The organism is Bacteroides clarus YIT 12056, assembly GCF_900129655.1.
Taxonomy (GTDB): domain Bacteria; phylum Bacteroidota; class Bacteroidia; order Bacteroidales; family Bacteroidaceae; genus Bacteroides; species Bacteroides clarus.
Map to the genome: position 1 here is coordinate 171,507 of NZ_FQWK01000002.1, position 15,664 is coordinate 187,170.

Consider the following 15,664-nt stretch of genomic DNA (forward strand, 5'->3'; position numbering starts at 1 on the left):
TATGAGAAAACTTAGCATTATGATGTTCCTTTTAGGATTATGCGGTTTTGTCTATGCGCAAAACATCCAAATAAAGGGAACGGTAACTTCTGCTACCGACAGCTACCCCATCATCGGGGCATCCGTTGTGGATAAGGCAGATAAAACCAACGGAACGATTACGGATATAGACGGCAACTTCACCCTCACCGTAAAGCCGGGCTCCGAAATCACTTTCTCTTATATAGGCTACCAAACACTGACCCTGAAAGCGGAAACATCCATGACCGTCATCATGCACGAGGATTCGGAAATGTTACAGGAAGTAGTAGTAACCGGCTACACCACACAGCGCAAGGCCGACCTTACCGGTTCCATCTCCGTAGTGAGCATGGACGAGATAGCCAAGCAGAACGAAAACAATCCGATGAAAGCCATGCAGGGGCGTGTACCGGGCATGAACATTACGGCCGACGGTAATCCGAGCGGCAGTACCACCATCCGTATTCGCGGCGTAGGTACGCTGAACAACAACGACCCGCTCTACATCATCGACGGCGTACCCACCAAAGGCGGTATGCACGAACTGAACGGCAGTGACATCGAATCCATACAGGTACTGAAGGATGCCGCTTCCGCCTCTATCTACGGTAGCCGCGCCGCCAACGGCGTCATCATCATTACCACAAAGAAAGGTAAAGAAGGGCAACTCAAGATTAACTTTGATGCTTCCGTTTCCGCTTCCATGTACACCAACAAGCTGGAAGTGCTGAACGCCGAAGAATACGGCCGCGCCATGTGGCAAGCCTACGTGAACGAAGGACAAGACCCGAACACCAACAACCTGGGCTACCTCTATGACTGGAGCTACGGCGCAAACGGTTACCCGCAACTCAACGGCATCAGCATGCGCAAGTATCTGGATGCCGCCGGCACAGTACCCGCCGCAGACACCGACTGGTTCGACCGTACCACACGCACAGGTATCATCCAACAATACAACGTATCCGTGAGCAACGGCTCGGAGAAAGGTTCTTCTTTCTTCTCCTTAGGATATTACAAGAATCTGGGTATCATCAAAGATACCGATTTCGACCGTATATCCGCCCGTATGAATGCCGACTACAAGCTGATAGACAATCTGCTGACCGTAGGCGAGCACTTCACCGTAAACCGTACCAGCGAAGTGCAAGCTCCCGGCGGATTCCTGCAAAACGTGCTGCAAGCCAATCCTTCACTACCGGTATATACTACCGAAGGTGAATTTGCCGGCCCCGTCAGCGGCTATCCCGACCGCGAAAATCCGGTAGCGCGCCTGCAACGCAATGCCGACAACCGCTACACATACTGGCGCATGTTCGGCGATGCATACGTCAACCTGAACCCGTTCAAGAACTTCAATCTCCGCTCTACGTTCGGCATAGACTACTCACAGAAGCAACAACGCATCTTTACCTATCCCATCACGGAAGGTAACGTAGCCAACGACAAGAATGCCATAGAAGCAAAGCAAGAGCATTGGACCAAATGGATGTGGAATGCCATCGCCACCTATAACATGGAAGTCGGCAAACACCGTGGAGACGTAATGTTGGGTGTGGAGCTGAACCGTGAGGACGATATACATTTCTCAGGTTACAAAGAAAACTTTTCCATCCTTACGCCCGACTATATGTGGCCGGATGCCGGTGTAGGCACGGCGCAGTCCTACGGTGCAGGCGAAGGTTACTCGCTGGTTTCTTTCTTCGGAAAGCTGAACTATACATACAACGACAAATATCTGCTGTCACTTACCGTACGTCGTGACGGTTCTTCGCGCTTCGGCAAGGACAACCGCTATGCCACCTTCCCGTCGGTTTCCGCCGGCTGGCGTCTCAGTCAGGAAGAATTCATGAAAGGCATCCAATGGCTGGACGATTTGAAAATACGCGCGTCCTGGGGACAGACCGGTAATCAGGAAATCAGCAACAACGCCCGTTATACGATTTATGTGCCCAACTACGCCGGAACGGAAAACGGCGGCGGAAGCTACGGAACTTCCTACGACATCACGGGAAGCAATGGCGGAAGTATTCTTCAATCCGGTTTCAAACGCGACCAACTCGGCAACAACGGTATCAAATGGGAAACTACCACACAAACCGACCTCGGTTTCGACTTTTCCCTTTTCGACCAGACACTGTACGGTTCGTTCGACTGGTACTATAAAAAGACGACCGACATTCTGGTAGAAATGGCAGGCATCGCCACCATGGGTGAAGGAAGCAAGCAGTGGATTAATGCCGGTGAAATGGAAAACAAAGGTTTTGAACTGAACTTAGGCTACCGCAACAGTACAAAATTCGGACTGAAGTACGACATCAATGCCAACCTCTCCTCTTACCGCAACAAAATCACCGCCTTGCCCGCCACGGTAGCGGCCAACGGAACTTTTGGTGGAAACGGCGTGGAAAGTGTGATAGGACACCCCAACGGGGCACAGGTAGGCTACGTAGCCGACGGCCTTTTCAAGTCACAGGAAGAAATCGACAACCACGCCACTCAGGAAGGTGCAGGCTTGGGACGCATCCGCTGGCGCGACCTGGACGGCAACGGTATCATCAACGAGAAAGACCAGCAATGGATATTCGACCCTACGCCTGCTTTCAGCTACGGTATCAATATCTATTTGGAATATAAGAACTTCGACCTTACCATGTTCTGGCAAGGCGTGCAAGGAGTAGACATCATCAGTGATTTAAAGAAAGAAACCGACCTGTGGAGCGGCCTCAACATCGGCTTCCTGAACAAAGGCAAACGCGTACTCGATGCCTGGTCACCCGCCAATCCCGGTTCCGACATTCCGGCGCTTGCCCGTAACGACAGTAACAACGAGAAACGCGTATCCACCTATTATGTGGAGAACGGTTCATTCCTGAAACTGCGCAATCTGCAGGTAGGCTACAACGTACCGAAAGCATGGGCGGAGAAAATCCGCATGGAGCGCCTGCGCTTCTACCTCAGCGCGCAGAACCTGCTCACCATCAAGAGCAAAGATTTCACCGGAGTAGACCCGGAAAACGTGAACTACGGCTACCCCATTCCTTTGAATATCACTTTTGGCGTGAACGTCAGCTTTTAATACAATGAACAACAAATAGAAAGACCATGAAGAATTTAGTATATACCCTTATCTTCGGACTCGCATGGATATGCACCGGATGCTCCGACTTCCTGGAAAGCCAGACACCGCAGGGAAGTGTGGACGAAGAACAACTGCAAGACCCGGCTTATATAGACAACCTGGTGATTTCGGCATACGCCGTATGGATCAGCGCCGAGGATATCAACTCCTCTTTCTCCTTATGGAACTACGATGTCCGCTCGGATGACGCTTACAAAGGCGGCAACGGTACGGAAGACGGCGATGTGTTTCACGCGTTGGAAACCTCGCAAGGTATCATGACCACCGCATGGAACATCAGCGACATCTGGCAACGGTTATACAACAGCATCTCACGCGTAAACATGGCTTTAAAATCTCTGAACGGGATGGACGAAACCACCTACCCGGAAAAGCAGCAGCGTATCGCGGAAATGCGTTTCCTGCGCGGACACGGACATTTCCTGCTGAAACAGCTTTTCAAGAAGATAGTCATAGCCAATGATGAGACGCTGGATCAGGAAGGTTATAACAACTTGTCCAACGATGTCTATACCAACGACGAGAGCTGGGCGGAGATAGCCGGAGACTTTGAGTTCGCCTACAAGAACCTGCCGGTTACCCAAGAGGACAAAGGACGCCCTACCCGTGCTGCCGCTGCGGCTTATCTGGCAAAAACATATCTGTACAAAGCATACCGTCAGGACGACGATGCCACCAACGAAGTAACTTCCATTAATGCGGAAGACCTTCTTCAAGTGGTGAAATACACGGACAAGAGCATCATGAGCGCAGGCGGCTATGGTCTGGAACCGGATTTTCACAACAACTTCCGTCCTGAACCGGAATATGAAAACGGTGTGGAATCTCTGTGGGCCATGCAATACTCCATGAACGACGGAACAAAGAACGGTAACTGTAACTGGTCCAACGGTCTGATTGTACCCAATATTCCGGGTGTGACAGACGGCGGTACCGACTTCTACAAACCCAGTCAGAACTTGGTAAACGCTTTCCGTACCGATGCCGGCGGACATCCGTTATTCGACAGCTTCAACACCAAGAACTACGACAAGGCCGAGGACAACGCCGACCCGCGTCTGTTCCTCACGGTAGGTATGCCGGAGTTTCCTTACGAATTCAACACCAAATACATGATGAAGAAAAACAATACATGGAGCCGTAGCGGCGGTCTGTACGGCTATAACGTCACCCTGAAACAGAACGTAGACCCCGACGGCGGTTATCTGGTGAAAGGTAGTTATTGGGGCACGCCTATGAACCACATCGTACTGCGCTATGCCGACGTATTGCTGATGCGTGCCGAGGCTCTGATTCAACTGAACGACGGCCGGATCGAAGAAGCCGTAAGCCTGATAAACGAAGTACGCAGCCGTGCCGGTCAGAGCGTTACCGCAAGTACCAGTGTGATAAAGAATTATGCCGAGGACTATGGCGTAAAGATTAAGGTAGAGCCTTACAACGGTACATACAGCCAAACCGATGCCTTGAAAATGCTGAAGTTCGAGCGTCGTGTGGAACTTGCCATGGAGTGCGACCGCTTCTTCGACCTCGTACGCTGGGGTGAAGCGGCCGAAGTACTGAACAAGTACTATGCCGAAGAAGCAGCCGATTGCAGTATCTACTCCAACGCCTCGTTTACCAAAAACAAAAACGAGTACCTGCCCATACCGTTTGCGCAAATCAGTGCCAGCAACGGAAGATATGTACAGAACTGCGGCAACTGGTAACTCCCCTGCGGGAATGGAAACATCGTTTTACCTTCAAAAACAGAAAAGAATGAAATCAATCCTGAATATATTTAACCTGTCTTTCCTCACAGCCATCCTATTATTGGCTACGGGATGCAGCGATGACAACAGCAGCGCGCTCAGACTGAACGAAGACACCGCCATCAAATCCTTTGCGCTGGACAACTACTCCGGCGCCATCGACCCTCAAAAAGAGACTATCACCATCACCCTGCCGGAAGACTACGATATGGCGGCAATGACAGTGACCGACATACAACTGCCGGCAGGCGCCGAGGCGACCCTCAAACAGGGAGATGTGCTGAATCTGAACATGACGCAGACTGTAAAAGTAGCCAATGGCAACGTATTCCAGCAATACGTCATCCAAACGAGATACGATGAAGCGCGGATTCTGACATTCCAACTGAATGATATGTATAGCGGCATCATCGACCAGCAAAACCAGAACATTCTGGTTCAGGTACCGGCTTCCGCCGATATAACGAAGCTCGTCCCCACCTACACCGCCACCGAAGGAGCCATCGTAGCCCCTGCCGGAGGAACCGCCATGGATTTCAGCCGTCCGGTAGACTTCATCGTATCCAACAATATGGCATCGGCTGTCTATACCGTAAAGGTACTCACACCCGCAGGCAAGCCGGCAGCGGTTTATGCAGGCCTCGCTTCCACCATCGAAGGACTGAACCCCGAAGAGAAAGAAGCGGCGACGTGGATGCTGTTCAATGTGAAAGACGCGCAATATGTTTCTTTCAGCGACATAGCGTCAGGCAACGCGGATTTAAGTGAATGTAAGGTGTTGTGGTGGCATTTCCATGCAGACGCCACCATCGATGATATGAACAAGTTCGAAACGGCTGCTCCGGCCGCCTTGTCTGCTGCCGATGCGATTAAAACACGTTATGAGCAGGGCATGAACCTGTTATTGACACGGTACGCCACTTTCTACGCCGTCAATCTGGGAGCGTCCAAAGACAATAAGAATCCCAACAACTGCTGGCTCGGACACACGGAAGCCGAACCCGAAATCACCGCAGAGCCGTGGAGTTTCTTTATACAAGGACATGAAAATCACCCTGCCTATCAAGGTATACACGAAGGTAATGCCGTATATACCTGCGGTAAGGGCTACGGAATCACCAACACTACCGCTCAATGGCATTTACGCTCGCAAGATGGAGCGAACCCTTGGGGAGATTACAACGATGAGGCCGACTGGTCTCGGAAACATGGCGGCCAAGCCTTAGGTTACGGTGGCGACGGAGCTATCGTGGTTTGGGAATATCCGGCCGACGGCGGCAAGGGCGGCGTCTTCTGCATCGGTTCCGGTTGCTACGACTGGTATTCGGAAGGCATCGACACATCCAAAGACCCATACCACGGCAATGTAGCCAAGTTCACGAAAAATGCAATCGATTATCTAACCGGTAAATAAAGACTGACATACAATGAAAACAATGATATACACACTTGCATACGCCGCGCTGCTGGGTACAACCCTCGGCAGTTGCAACGACGATAACGCTCCCGTGCTCACCCAAAAGGACTGGGACAACACCGCCACTTATTTCGAGCCGACCGATGAAAACATGTTCGGCACTTACTACAAACCGCAACTGGGCTACGTGGGCGACCCCATGCCGTTCTACGACCCGCAAGCCGGTGACTTCAAAATAATGTACTTACAGGAGTACCGCCCCAATCAGACCACTTACCACCCGTTTTGGGCGGTAAGTACCAAAGACGGCGGCAGTTACACCTCATTGGGTGAACTTATCCCCACCGGAACGGAAGAGGAGCTCGACGCGGCCTTAGGTACAGGCTGTACGTTCTATGATGAAGCCAATAAGCTATATTATACCTATTACACCGGACACACAGCCGACACCGAAGTCGTGATGCGGGCCACTTCCACCGATTTCAAGACGTGGAGCAAAGACCGTACTTTCTTCCTGCCCGGCAGCAATGACGGTTACAGCCGGAAAGACTTCCGCGACCCTTTCATCTTCGAAAGCGAGAGTGGCAAATATCACATGATCGTATCCACTAAGAAAGACGGTATAGGAGTACTCGCCGAGTACACTTCCACCGACTTGAAAACATGGGAACACGCGGGCGTATTCATGCCGATGCACTGGGGCGCCGACCGCTTCTACGAATGTGCCGATGTATTCAAGATGGGCGACTGGTGGTACCTCGTGTATTCCGACCAGAATGCCGTATCACGCAAGGTATGCTACTTCAAAGGCGGCACGCTGGACGAACTGAAACAAATGACCGCCGCACCTACTTTCCCCGACAACAAAGAGGGTGTGCTCGACTCCCGTGCCTTCTATGCCGGAAAAACGGCAAGCAACGGAACCGACCGTTACATTTGGGGCTGGTGTCCCACCCGTGCCGGCAATGACAATACGGCTGTCGGCGCTGCTCCTGCCGAACCCGAGTGGGCGGGTAATCTTGTGATGCATAAGATTATCCAGCATGAAGACGGCACGCTCTCATTAGGATATGTAGACGGAATTCTGAACAAGTACACCGACAACACCGCACTGAAAGTAATGGCGCAAAGTGAAACCGGTGTAGCCGAGAGTAACGGCAACTATACGCTCAGCGGTGATGCCTACGTACTTTTCAACCGCCTGAAGGTACACAACAAGCTTACATTTACCGTAACAGCCTCAAGTAACGAAGATATATTCGGTATTTCCCTGGTACGCGGCACAAACTCTGGGAAATACTACTCCCTTATCATCAATCCGGAAGACAACAACAGCAACCGCAAAATCAACTTCGAGCAGAAAGGGAAGGAAGGCATGGGATTCATCGCAGGAATAGACAGCTACAAATTTCCCGTTCCCGCCGATAATATTTATCATGTCACTATCTGCACGGACAATTCCGTATGTACCGTCTACATCAACGAGAACGTGGCATACACCAACCGCATCTACGGCATACAGAAAAATTGCTGGTCGTTAGACTCTTATGCGGGCAGCATACAGGTGAGCGACATAAAAGTGAGCTGCTACTAAATGGAAAACAAAAGAATACCAATACTAAAAAGAACAAATATCATGAAAACAAAACTATCTACTCTTATTTCATCAAAGTTAGCCTTCAGGCTTTTGGCGTTGACCTTTACAACACTGACATTGACCTTTACGGCATGCAGCAATGACGACGAAGACGATATTCTCGGCCAAGGTGAGGGCAAGCAACTGGCACAACCCGTGGCTGTGGACTTCTCGGCAGGTATCACTACTCGCGTAACGACAAACAGTGAGTGGGAAATAGGTGACCTTGTAGGCATATCGGCTTCTGAAATAGTAGGAACAACATCCACTCCTAAATATACAAACGTACAATACAAAGCGGATGCAGACGGAGAGTCTACCACATTCTCTTGGGTTGGAACAGAACAAGACGAGATAGCCTATACCTCAGAGAATAAAATGGTTTTCACAGCGTATTATCCGCATACTGCCACTATCGAAAACAGTATTATTGAAGCTAGCACGAATACGGAAGCACCGCAAAAGAATATCGATTTCTTATTTGCTAAAACCGGTGAAATAAGCTACATAGAGGGGAGTGAAAGCCCCCAAATAAACTTAGAATTCCAACACAGGATGGCACGTATCCGAGTGAAGATTAAGGTAACCGATAATACGGACATCAATGGCAAGAACATTATATTAGGCGGTTTAATACACGAAGGCACATTTGATACAAATTCCGGTATCGCAAGAGCCAATGGTAGTAATGTAGTAAATGATTGGTCTATCGGAACTTTCAACTCTACAAACGGCACGGAAATGGAAATCATCCGCATCATTTACCCGCAGAACGCCGAATCTCTCGACTTACGGATTGGTGATGAAAATGATAATCTAAAGACATCATTCACTCTGCCCGACAATAAAAAGTTCGAACCAAACAACTCATACACCATTAACGCGGAGGTAAAAGATGCTACAATCCATGCTACCATTACTATTGATAATAATACGATAAAGGGGTGGAATGAGAATGAACCGGGTAAAACAAAGATTGCATTTATAAGCAATGCAGAAGATATAGGCTCTTTTGATGCAGAAGCAGGAGCCGCTTATAATTGGTTAGTAAATACGGACAAGTATGATGTAGAGTACTTATCCATGAATGATGTAAATGAAAACATTGATTTGAGTTCATACAAAATGATTTGGACACACTTCGATTTTGAGAATTTAAATGAGAACTGTCAAATGAATCAAGCCATAAAACAATACTATGCCAATGGCGGTGCCGTTTTTGCTTCTCGTGAAGCAATGCTAAGCCTCGGTATTTGGGGAATTATTCCGGCAGAATATAGTAATCTCACTTGGAAATTTGAATCGGGAGATAACGAACAGACTGAGAACCCTAATCTTACAATCAAAGATACAGACCATCCAATATTCGTTGAATTCAATAATCCCATTTATAGCGGGACATACACCATCAAAAGAAAATTTCGTGGTTGGAACACTCAAGACATAGGCTTAAATACCTGGACAAGCGCTACCAAAGCAAACGTATTGGCAGGTGATATTAATAACCAGAATGTTGTTTCCATCGCTGAAATATCAAAAGAGACAGGACTGCAACATGGGTGTGCCATAGTCATTGGAGATCCATATTTCTTTTGGCAAGGAACAGACCTTAGCGTATCTGCCAGTTTATATAAACTTACAGAAAACACCATTGATTACTTAATCAGCCAATCCAACAACAAATAGCAACAACCACAAACAATAATATATTAAATATACATTATTTGTGATTACCTGTAATGATACCCCTAAATAGAACAAGGTTTCTATCAAAGCCATAATAACCTCACGACCGAGAGACTATTAAAAGGCTCATAATACTATATTAAAAGGCTTATAATATGATATTATAAGCCTTTTAATCATAAATCACCTTATGACAGAGAGACACTGACTCAATCAACGAAGAGATATCAACCATATAATCTATCAGTCAAAGGCACAGACGCCATTATCCGCAGCTATCATCCTATCCCGATACAGTATGTACAATAAATACCCGTACTTCGGACAATTTTATCCTTTCCTGTCTCTAAAACTCATTATCTTTGACACCCGAAGAAAACTATAAAAAACATACCATACCATGAAAAAATTAATTGTAGCTACCTTGTTATTAGGCAGTGGCACATTACTGTCTGCACAGAAAACTACAAAAGTACCGGCACACTACAAACCGGTAAAAAGCGAAATGTACCGCAAGGGTTGGATAGATTTCAACAAAAACGGTGTTAAAGACATATACGAAGATCCCGCCGCAACACTCGACGACCGCATCGAAAACCTTTTGCAACAGATGACACTCGAAGAAAAAACCTGCCAGATGGTTACCCTCTACGGCTACAAACGGGTACTAAAAGACGATCTTCCCACTCCCGAATGGAAACAGATGCTTTGGAAAGACGGTATCGGAGCCATCGACGAGCATCTGAACGGTTTCCAGCAATGGGGGCTTCCCCCCTCGGACAATGAAAACGTCTGGCCTGCCTCACGCCACGCCTGGGCGTTGAACGAAGTACAACGTTTCTTCGTTGAAGATACCCGCCTCGGCATCCCCGTAGACTTCACCAATGAAGGCATCCGTGGCGTGGAAAGTTACAAAGCCACCAACTTCCCCACCCAACTGGGCTTAGGACACACATGGAACCGTGAGCTAATCCGCCAAGTCGGACTTATCACCGGACGGGAAGCCCGTATGCTGGGCTACACCAACGTCTACGCCCCCATCCTCGATGTAGGCCGCGACCAGCGCTGGGGACGTTATGAGGAAGTCTACGGTGAATCTCCCTATCTCGTTGCCGAACTGGGTATCGAAATGGTACGCGGACTGCAACATAACCACCAAGTAGCCGCCACTGCCAAACATTTTGCCGCCTACAGCAACAATAAGGGAGCACGTGAAGGCATGTCACGCGTCGATCCGCAAATGTCGCCGCGCGAAGTGGAAAACATCCATATCTACCCTTTCAAGCGGGTAATCCGTGAAACCGGACTACTGGGTATCATGAGCTCCTATAACGACTACGACGGTATCCCCGTTCAGGGCAGCTACTACTGGCTGACAACCCGCCTGCGCCAGGAAATGGGCTTCCGGGGATATGTAGTGTCGGACAGCGATGCCGTGGAGTATCTCTATACCAAGCACAACACCGCCAAAGACATGAAAGAAGCCGTACGCCAAAGTGTGGAGGCAGGCCTCAACGTACGTTGTACATTCCGCTCGCCCGACTCGTTCGTGCTTCCGCTGCGCGAACTCGTAAAGGAAGGCGGGCTGAGCGAAGAAGTCATCAACGACCGTGTGCGCGACATCCTTCGGGTAAAGTTCCTTATCGGACTGTTCGACTCTCCCTACCAAACAGACCTTGCCGGAGCTGATAACGAAGTGGAAAAGGCGGCCAATGAAGCCGTTGCCCTGCAAGCATCCCGCGAGTCCGTCGTATTGCTGAAAAATGCAGATAACACACTGCCGCTGAATATCGATAAGATAAAGAAGATTGCCGTCTGCGGCCCGAACGCCGATGAGGAAGGCTATGCTCTGACACACTACGGCCCGCTTGCAGTAGAGGTGACTACCGTCCTCGAAGGTATCCGCGAAAAAGCGCAAGGTAAGGCCGAAGTGCTTTATACCAAAGGTTGCGACCTCGTAGACGCCCATTGGCCGGAAAGCGAAATCATAGAATATCCGCTTACCCCCGACGAACAGGCTGAAATAGACCGTGCCGCTGCCAATGCCCGCCAAGCTGATGTGGCGGTAGTAGTACTGGGCGGCGGTCAGCGTACCTGCGGCGAGAACAAATCGCGTACAAGCCTGGATTTACCGGGACACCAATTGAAATTGCTTCAAGCTGTACAAGCCACGGGTAAACCTGTGGTACTGGTACTGATAAACGGCCGTCCGCTATCCGTAAACTGGGCTGACAAGTTTGTCCCCGCCATTCTCGAGGCCTGGTACCCGGGTTCCAAAGGCGGTACGGCAGTAGCCGACATTCTCTTCGGCGACTACAACCCCGGCGGCAAGCTGACAGTTACTTTCCCTAAAACAGTCGGACAAATACCGTTCAACTTCCCCTGCAAACCGGCTTCACAGATTGACGGCGGCAAGAATCCGGGAGCGGACGGCAATATGTCGCGCATCAACGGCGCGCTTTATCCCTTCGGCTACGGTCTGAGCTATACCACTTTTGAGTATTCCGACCTCGAAATCAGTCCCAAAGTAATCACGCCCGACCAAAAAGCCACCGTACGCCTAAAAGTGACGAATACCGGCAAACGTGCCGGTGATGAAGTGGTACAACTCTACACCCGCGATATATTGAGCAGCATTACCACCTACGAAAAGAATCTTGCCGGCTTTGAACGCATCCGTTTGAAACCGGGAGAAACCAAAGAGGTTACTTTCACGCTCGACCGCAAGCACCTCGAACTGCTGAATGCCGATATGAAGTGGATAGTGGAACCGGGCGAGTTCGCCATCATGGCTGGCGCATCTTCCGAGGACATCCGGCTGAATGGCATACTTACCGTAGAAGACTACCGGAGCCGTCTGCATGCCCTTGAAAGCCAAAAGCCCGTCAGTCCCGTAACGGCCAGTACCGATATGGAAAATGCCACGAACGTGCTCGACGGAAAAATCAGCACCGTTTGGCAAGGTAATAAGGGAGATTATATTACCTTTGCTCTAAAGAACGGTGCTAAAGTAGACGAAGTATCTATCGCCTTCAAACGCGATAACAAGCTGCCGGCAGAGTTTGAAATACAGCTCTCGGGCGGTGGCGGGCAATTCCTGACGGTTTATTCGGGTACTGTCAGCCAATATGAGCAGCTCATCCCCTACTCGTTCAAGGGAACTACCGCCAGCGACCTGCGCATCGTGCTGAATGACGACCGCGTAGGAATAGCGGAAGTAGTGCTGAAAGAATAAAATACAAGTTATAAGTTATGAGTTATAAGTTATTCGCTTGTACTTTTTCCTTTCGGGAACTAAAAACAAACTTATAACTTATAACTCATAACTCCAATGAAACTTCTTTATTGTATGCTCGGATTAAGTATGGCGGCCTGCACGCCTCAAAAGACCGTCAACAGCGGTGAAGATGAACTATCCATGTTGATAGGTACATACACCGACGGAACAAGTAAAGGTATCTATTCTTTCCGTTTCAACCAAAAGACGGGTACGGCCACGCCGCTCGGCTCGGTGGAGCTATCCAACCCGTCCTACCTCACGCCATCGGAAGACGGTAAATTCATTTATGCCGTAAGCGAGATGAATGACAGCACGGCAGCCGTCAATGCGCTTGCCTTTGATAAACAAACGGGCAATCTCCGCCTGCTGAACAGCGAACGTACTCCGGGAGCGGCTCCCTGTTACGTATCCACGAACGGCAAAGAAGTACTGACCGCCAATTACAGCGGCGGAAACATGTCTGTATTCCGGTTGCGCAAGGACGGTACGCTATCACCTGCGGAAGCGCTCTTTAAAGGTACGGCCAACGGCCCGGACACCATTCGCCAAATCGTACCGCACATCCATTGCGCCCTATTCTCACCGGACGGGAAGTATATATTCGCCACCGATTTCAGTGCCGACCGTATTCTGCGCTTTACATTAAGTTCCGAAGGCAACATCTCCCGCCTGCCCGGTGAAGCGACCGATATCACTCCCGATTCCGGCCCGCGCCACCTCACATTCAGCCCGAACGGTAAGTTCGCTTATCTCATCAATGAACTGTCCGGTAAAGTAATCGCCTTCGGTTATACCGACGGCAAACTGGAGCAGATACAGAGTATCGCAGCCGACTCGCTGCAAGCCCGGGGAAGTGCGGACATCCATTTAAGTCCCGACGGCAAATTCCTCTATGCCAGCAATCGCCTGGAAGGAGACGGTATAGCCATCTTCACGGTAGATACCGTAAACGGAACATTAACCCGTGCGGGATACCAGCCTACCGGCATCCATCCGCGCCATTTCAATATCACGCCCAACGGCAAATACCTGCTGGCGGCTTGCAGAGACAGCAATGTCATCCAAGTATACGAACGCGACACCGAAAACGGATTGCTAAAAGACACACAGCAAGATATTCTTATCGATAAACCGGTCTGTGTACAGTTCATCCCGCCATTTCACAATTAGTTAATCTTTCGTAAATGAATTTCCAAGAACAAAGAACTTCGTTAACTTTGTTATTAAAAATTATAGCTATAAACCGATAGAGAAGTATGAAGAAAAAGATGATATGGCTTGCCGGGCTTTTCATAGCCACAAGTACCTATGCCCAAACGGATGTCACCACCGGCATAATGCGCGGTAAGGATTACGGTGTAACTTATCTCCTGCCCAAAACCGAAATAGAGATTGTAGTGGAAGCTACCAAACATACGTACATGCCCGGAGAGTTCTGTAAATATGCAGACCGTTACCTGCGCATGAACAACATATCTGCCGACCCGGATATCTATTGGACCATCGACAAGTTGCAGACCCGTGTAATCGGAGTGCCCGATAAAGATAATGTTTACTTCGTCAAGCTGAAAGACAAAACCGTCGCCCCGCTAATGGAGCTTACCGAAGACGGCATCGTACGTTCCATCAACATGCCGCTCAGCGGCCGTACGGTACCGGCAACCAAAATAACCGCCACCGCGCAAGAGATTATAGACCCGCGTAAATTCCTTACGGAAGAGATACTCATGGCAAGTTCCAGAGCTAAAATGGCGGAGTTGGTAGCCAAAGAAATCTACAACATCCGTGAAAGTAAAAACGCCCTTCTTCGCGGTGAAGCCGACAATATGCCGCAGGATGGCGCACAGCTCAAAATTATGCTTGACAACCTGAACCTGCAAGAACGCGCCATGACGGAAATGTTCTCCGGTACTCTGAAAGAAGAGCCCCAAACATTTACAATCCGTCTGACTCCGAAGGAAATGGACAATGAAGTAGCTTTCCGCTTCTCCAAACGACTGGGTGTAGTAGCCTCTGATGATTTGGCAGGCGAACCGTATTATATCTCCATAACCGACTTGAAAACTCCCGCCATTCCCGAAGACGACGGTAAGAAGAAAGTGGACGGAGTGGCCTACAACGTTCCGGGACGCGCCCACATTACATTAACAGGTAACAACAAAAAATTATTCGACGGCGAACTGCCTATCACGCAATTCGGTACCATAGAATACCTTGCGCCTGTATTGTTCAATAAAAACTCCACTGTAAAAGTGCTGTTCGATACAGCCACAGGCGGGCTGATAAAGGTAGACAGAGAAAACAATTAAAGTTGAGAGTTGAAAGTCAAGAGTTGAAAGTTAGCATGCGGCATCATAGCGCAGCTAACTTTCAACTTTTAACTCTCAACTGAACAAACCCATCCTTCTGCAACTGCATAATGTAAGCAGTGACACGGGAAGGATAGTCATCTTCATTTTGGAAATGTTCGGTAAGCAGAGAGATTATCTCTTGTACTGTCCGTTTTCCGTCTATCAAACTCCATACGGCAGTACCATGTTCTTCCAGCTTCACACGGATATCGGCCGACATACTTTTCGGCAACAAGAAACGTCTCATCCAGTCATACTTAAACCGGGGAAAGGAAAGTACCGCGTACTCCCCTTCCCATCCGGTCGTAATATGTCCGCACTGAACGGGGACAGTATCCAACAGGTTTACTTTTCCTTTTGTATCTGACATTACCGTCTTA

9 protein-coding genes are annotated in these 15,664 nt (G+C 49.2%); 8 read left to right on the forward strand and 1 reads right to left on the reverse strand.

Annotated features, from left to right (window positions below):
• The first annotated feature begins 19 nt into the window (after positions 1-19).
• The 8 genes from BUB52_RS02815 to BUB52_RS02850 all read left to right on the forward strand — a co-directional run bounded on the left by BUB52_RS02815 (position 20) and on the right by BUB52_RS02850 (position 15,242).
• Entirely contained in the window at positions 20-3,100 is a 3,081-nt protein-coding gene (locus BUB52_RS02815; RefSeq protein ID WP_009122461.1) for a SusC/RagA family TonB-linked outer membrane protein, read from the forward strand.
• 26 nt (positions 3,101-3,126) lie between these two features.
• Positions 3,127-4,872 (forward strand): RagB/SusD family nutrient uptake outer membrane protein, encoded by a 1,746-nt coding sequence (locus BUB52_RS02820; protein ID WP_009122462.1) that lies wholly within the window; start codon positions 3,127-3,129, stop codon positions 4,870-4,872.
• 49 nt (positions 4,873-4,921) lie between these two features.
• On the forward strand, positions 4,922-6,328 hold the full coding sequence (locus tag BUB52_RS02825; protein WP_039951001.1) for a DUF4960 domain-containing protein: 1,407 nt from the start codon (positions 4,922-4,924) through the stop codon (positions 6,326-6,328).
• Between the two features lie 13 nt (positions 6,329-6,341).
• The gene (locus BUB52_RS02830; protein WP_009122464.1) at positions 6,342-7,925 is read left to right on the forward strand and encodes a glycoside hydrolase family 32 protein; all 1,584 of its coding nucleotides are present in this window, start codon (positions 6,342-6,344) and stop codon (positions 7,923-7,925) included.
• A gap of 42 nt (positions 7,926-7,967) precedes the next feature.
• A complete protein-coding gene (locus BUB52_RS02835; protein ID WP_139259684.1) occupies positions 7,968-9,653 on the forward strand; it encodes a fimbrillin family protein in 1,686 nt (561 codons plus the stop codon).
• A gap of 400 nt (positions 9,654-10,053) precedes the next feature.
• Positions 10,054-12,888 (forward strand): glycoside hydrolase family 3 N-terminal domain-containing protein, encoded by a 2,835-nt coding sequence (locus BUB52_RS02840; protein ID WP_009122467.1) that lies wholly within the window; start codon positions 10,054-10,056, stop codon positions 12,886-12,888.
• 96 nt (positions 12,889-12,984) lie between these two features.
• Positions 12,985-14,103 carry a lactonase family protein gene (locus tag BUB52_RS02845; protein ID WP_009122468.1) on the forward strand — a complete coding sequence of 373 codons (1,119 nt, stop codon included), beginning with the start codon at positions 12,985-12,987 and terminating at the stop codon, positions 14,101-14,103.
• A gap of 86 nt (positions 14,104-14,189) precedes the next feature.
• Positions 14,190-15,242, forward strand: coding sequence for a DUF4831 family protein (locus BUB52_RS02850; protein WP_009122469.1), 1,053 nt, complete (start codon positions 14,190-14,192; stop codon positions 15,240-15,242).
• A 61-nt stretch (positions 15,243-15,303) separates the two neighbouring features.
• Here BUB52_RS02850 and BUB52_RS02855 read toward each other — a convergent pair whose 3' ends face one another.
• Entirely contained in the window at positions 15,304-15,654 is a 351-nt protein-coding gene (locus BUB52_RS02855; protein WP_009122470.1) for a PqqD family protein, read from the reverse strand.
• Positions 15,655-15,664: the final 10 nt, after the last annotated feature.

Coding starts and splice junctions, on each gene's coding strand:
- BUB52_RS02815 (WP_009122461.1), top strand. CDS start 20: ATGATGTTCCTTTTAGGATTATGCGGTTTTGTCTATGCGCAAAACATC.
- BUB52_RS02855 (WP_009122470.1), bottom strand. CDS start 15,654: ATGTCAGATACAAAAGGAAAAGTAAACCTGTTGGATACTGTCCCCGTT.
- BUB52_RS02850 (WP_009122469.1), top strand. CDS start 14,190: ATGAAGAAAAAGATGATATGGCTTGCCGGGCTTTTCATAGCCACAAGT.
- BUB52_RS02825 (WP_039951001.1), top strand. CDS start 4,922: ATGAAATCAATCCTGAATATATTTAACCTGTCTTTCCTCACAGCCATC.
- BUB52_RS02845 (WP_009122468.1), top strand. CDS start 12,985: ATGAAACTTCTTTATTGTATGCTCGGATTAAGTATGGCGGCCTGCACG.
- BUB52_RS02835 (WP_139259684.1), top strand. CDS start 7,968: ATGAAAACAAAACTATCTACTCTTATTTCATCAAAGTTAGCCTTCAGG.
- BUB52_RS02840 (WP_009122467.1), top strand. CDS start 10,054: ATGAAAAAATTAATTGTAGCTACCTTGTTATTAGGCAGTGGCACATTA.
- BUB52_RS02830 (WP_009122464.1), top strand. CDS start 6,342: ATGAAAACAATGATATACACACTTGCATACGCCGCGCTGCTGGGTACA.
- BUB52_RS02820 (WP_009122462.1), top strand. CDS start 3,127: ATGAAGAATTTAGTATATACCCTTATCTTCGGACTCGCATGGATATGC.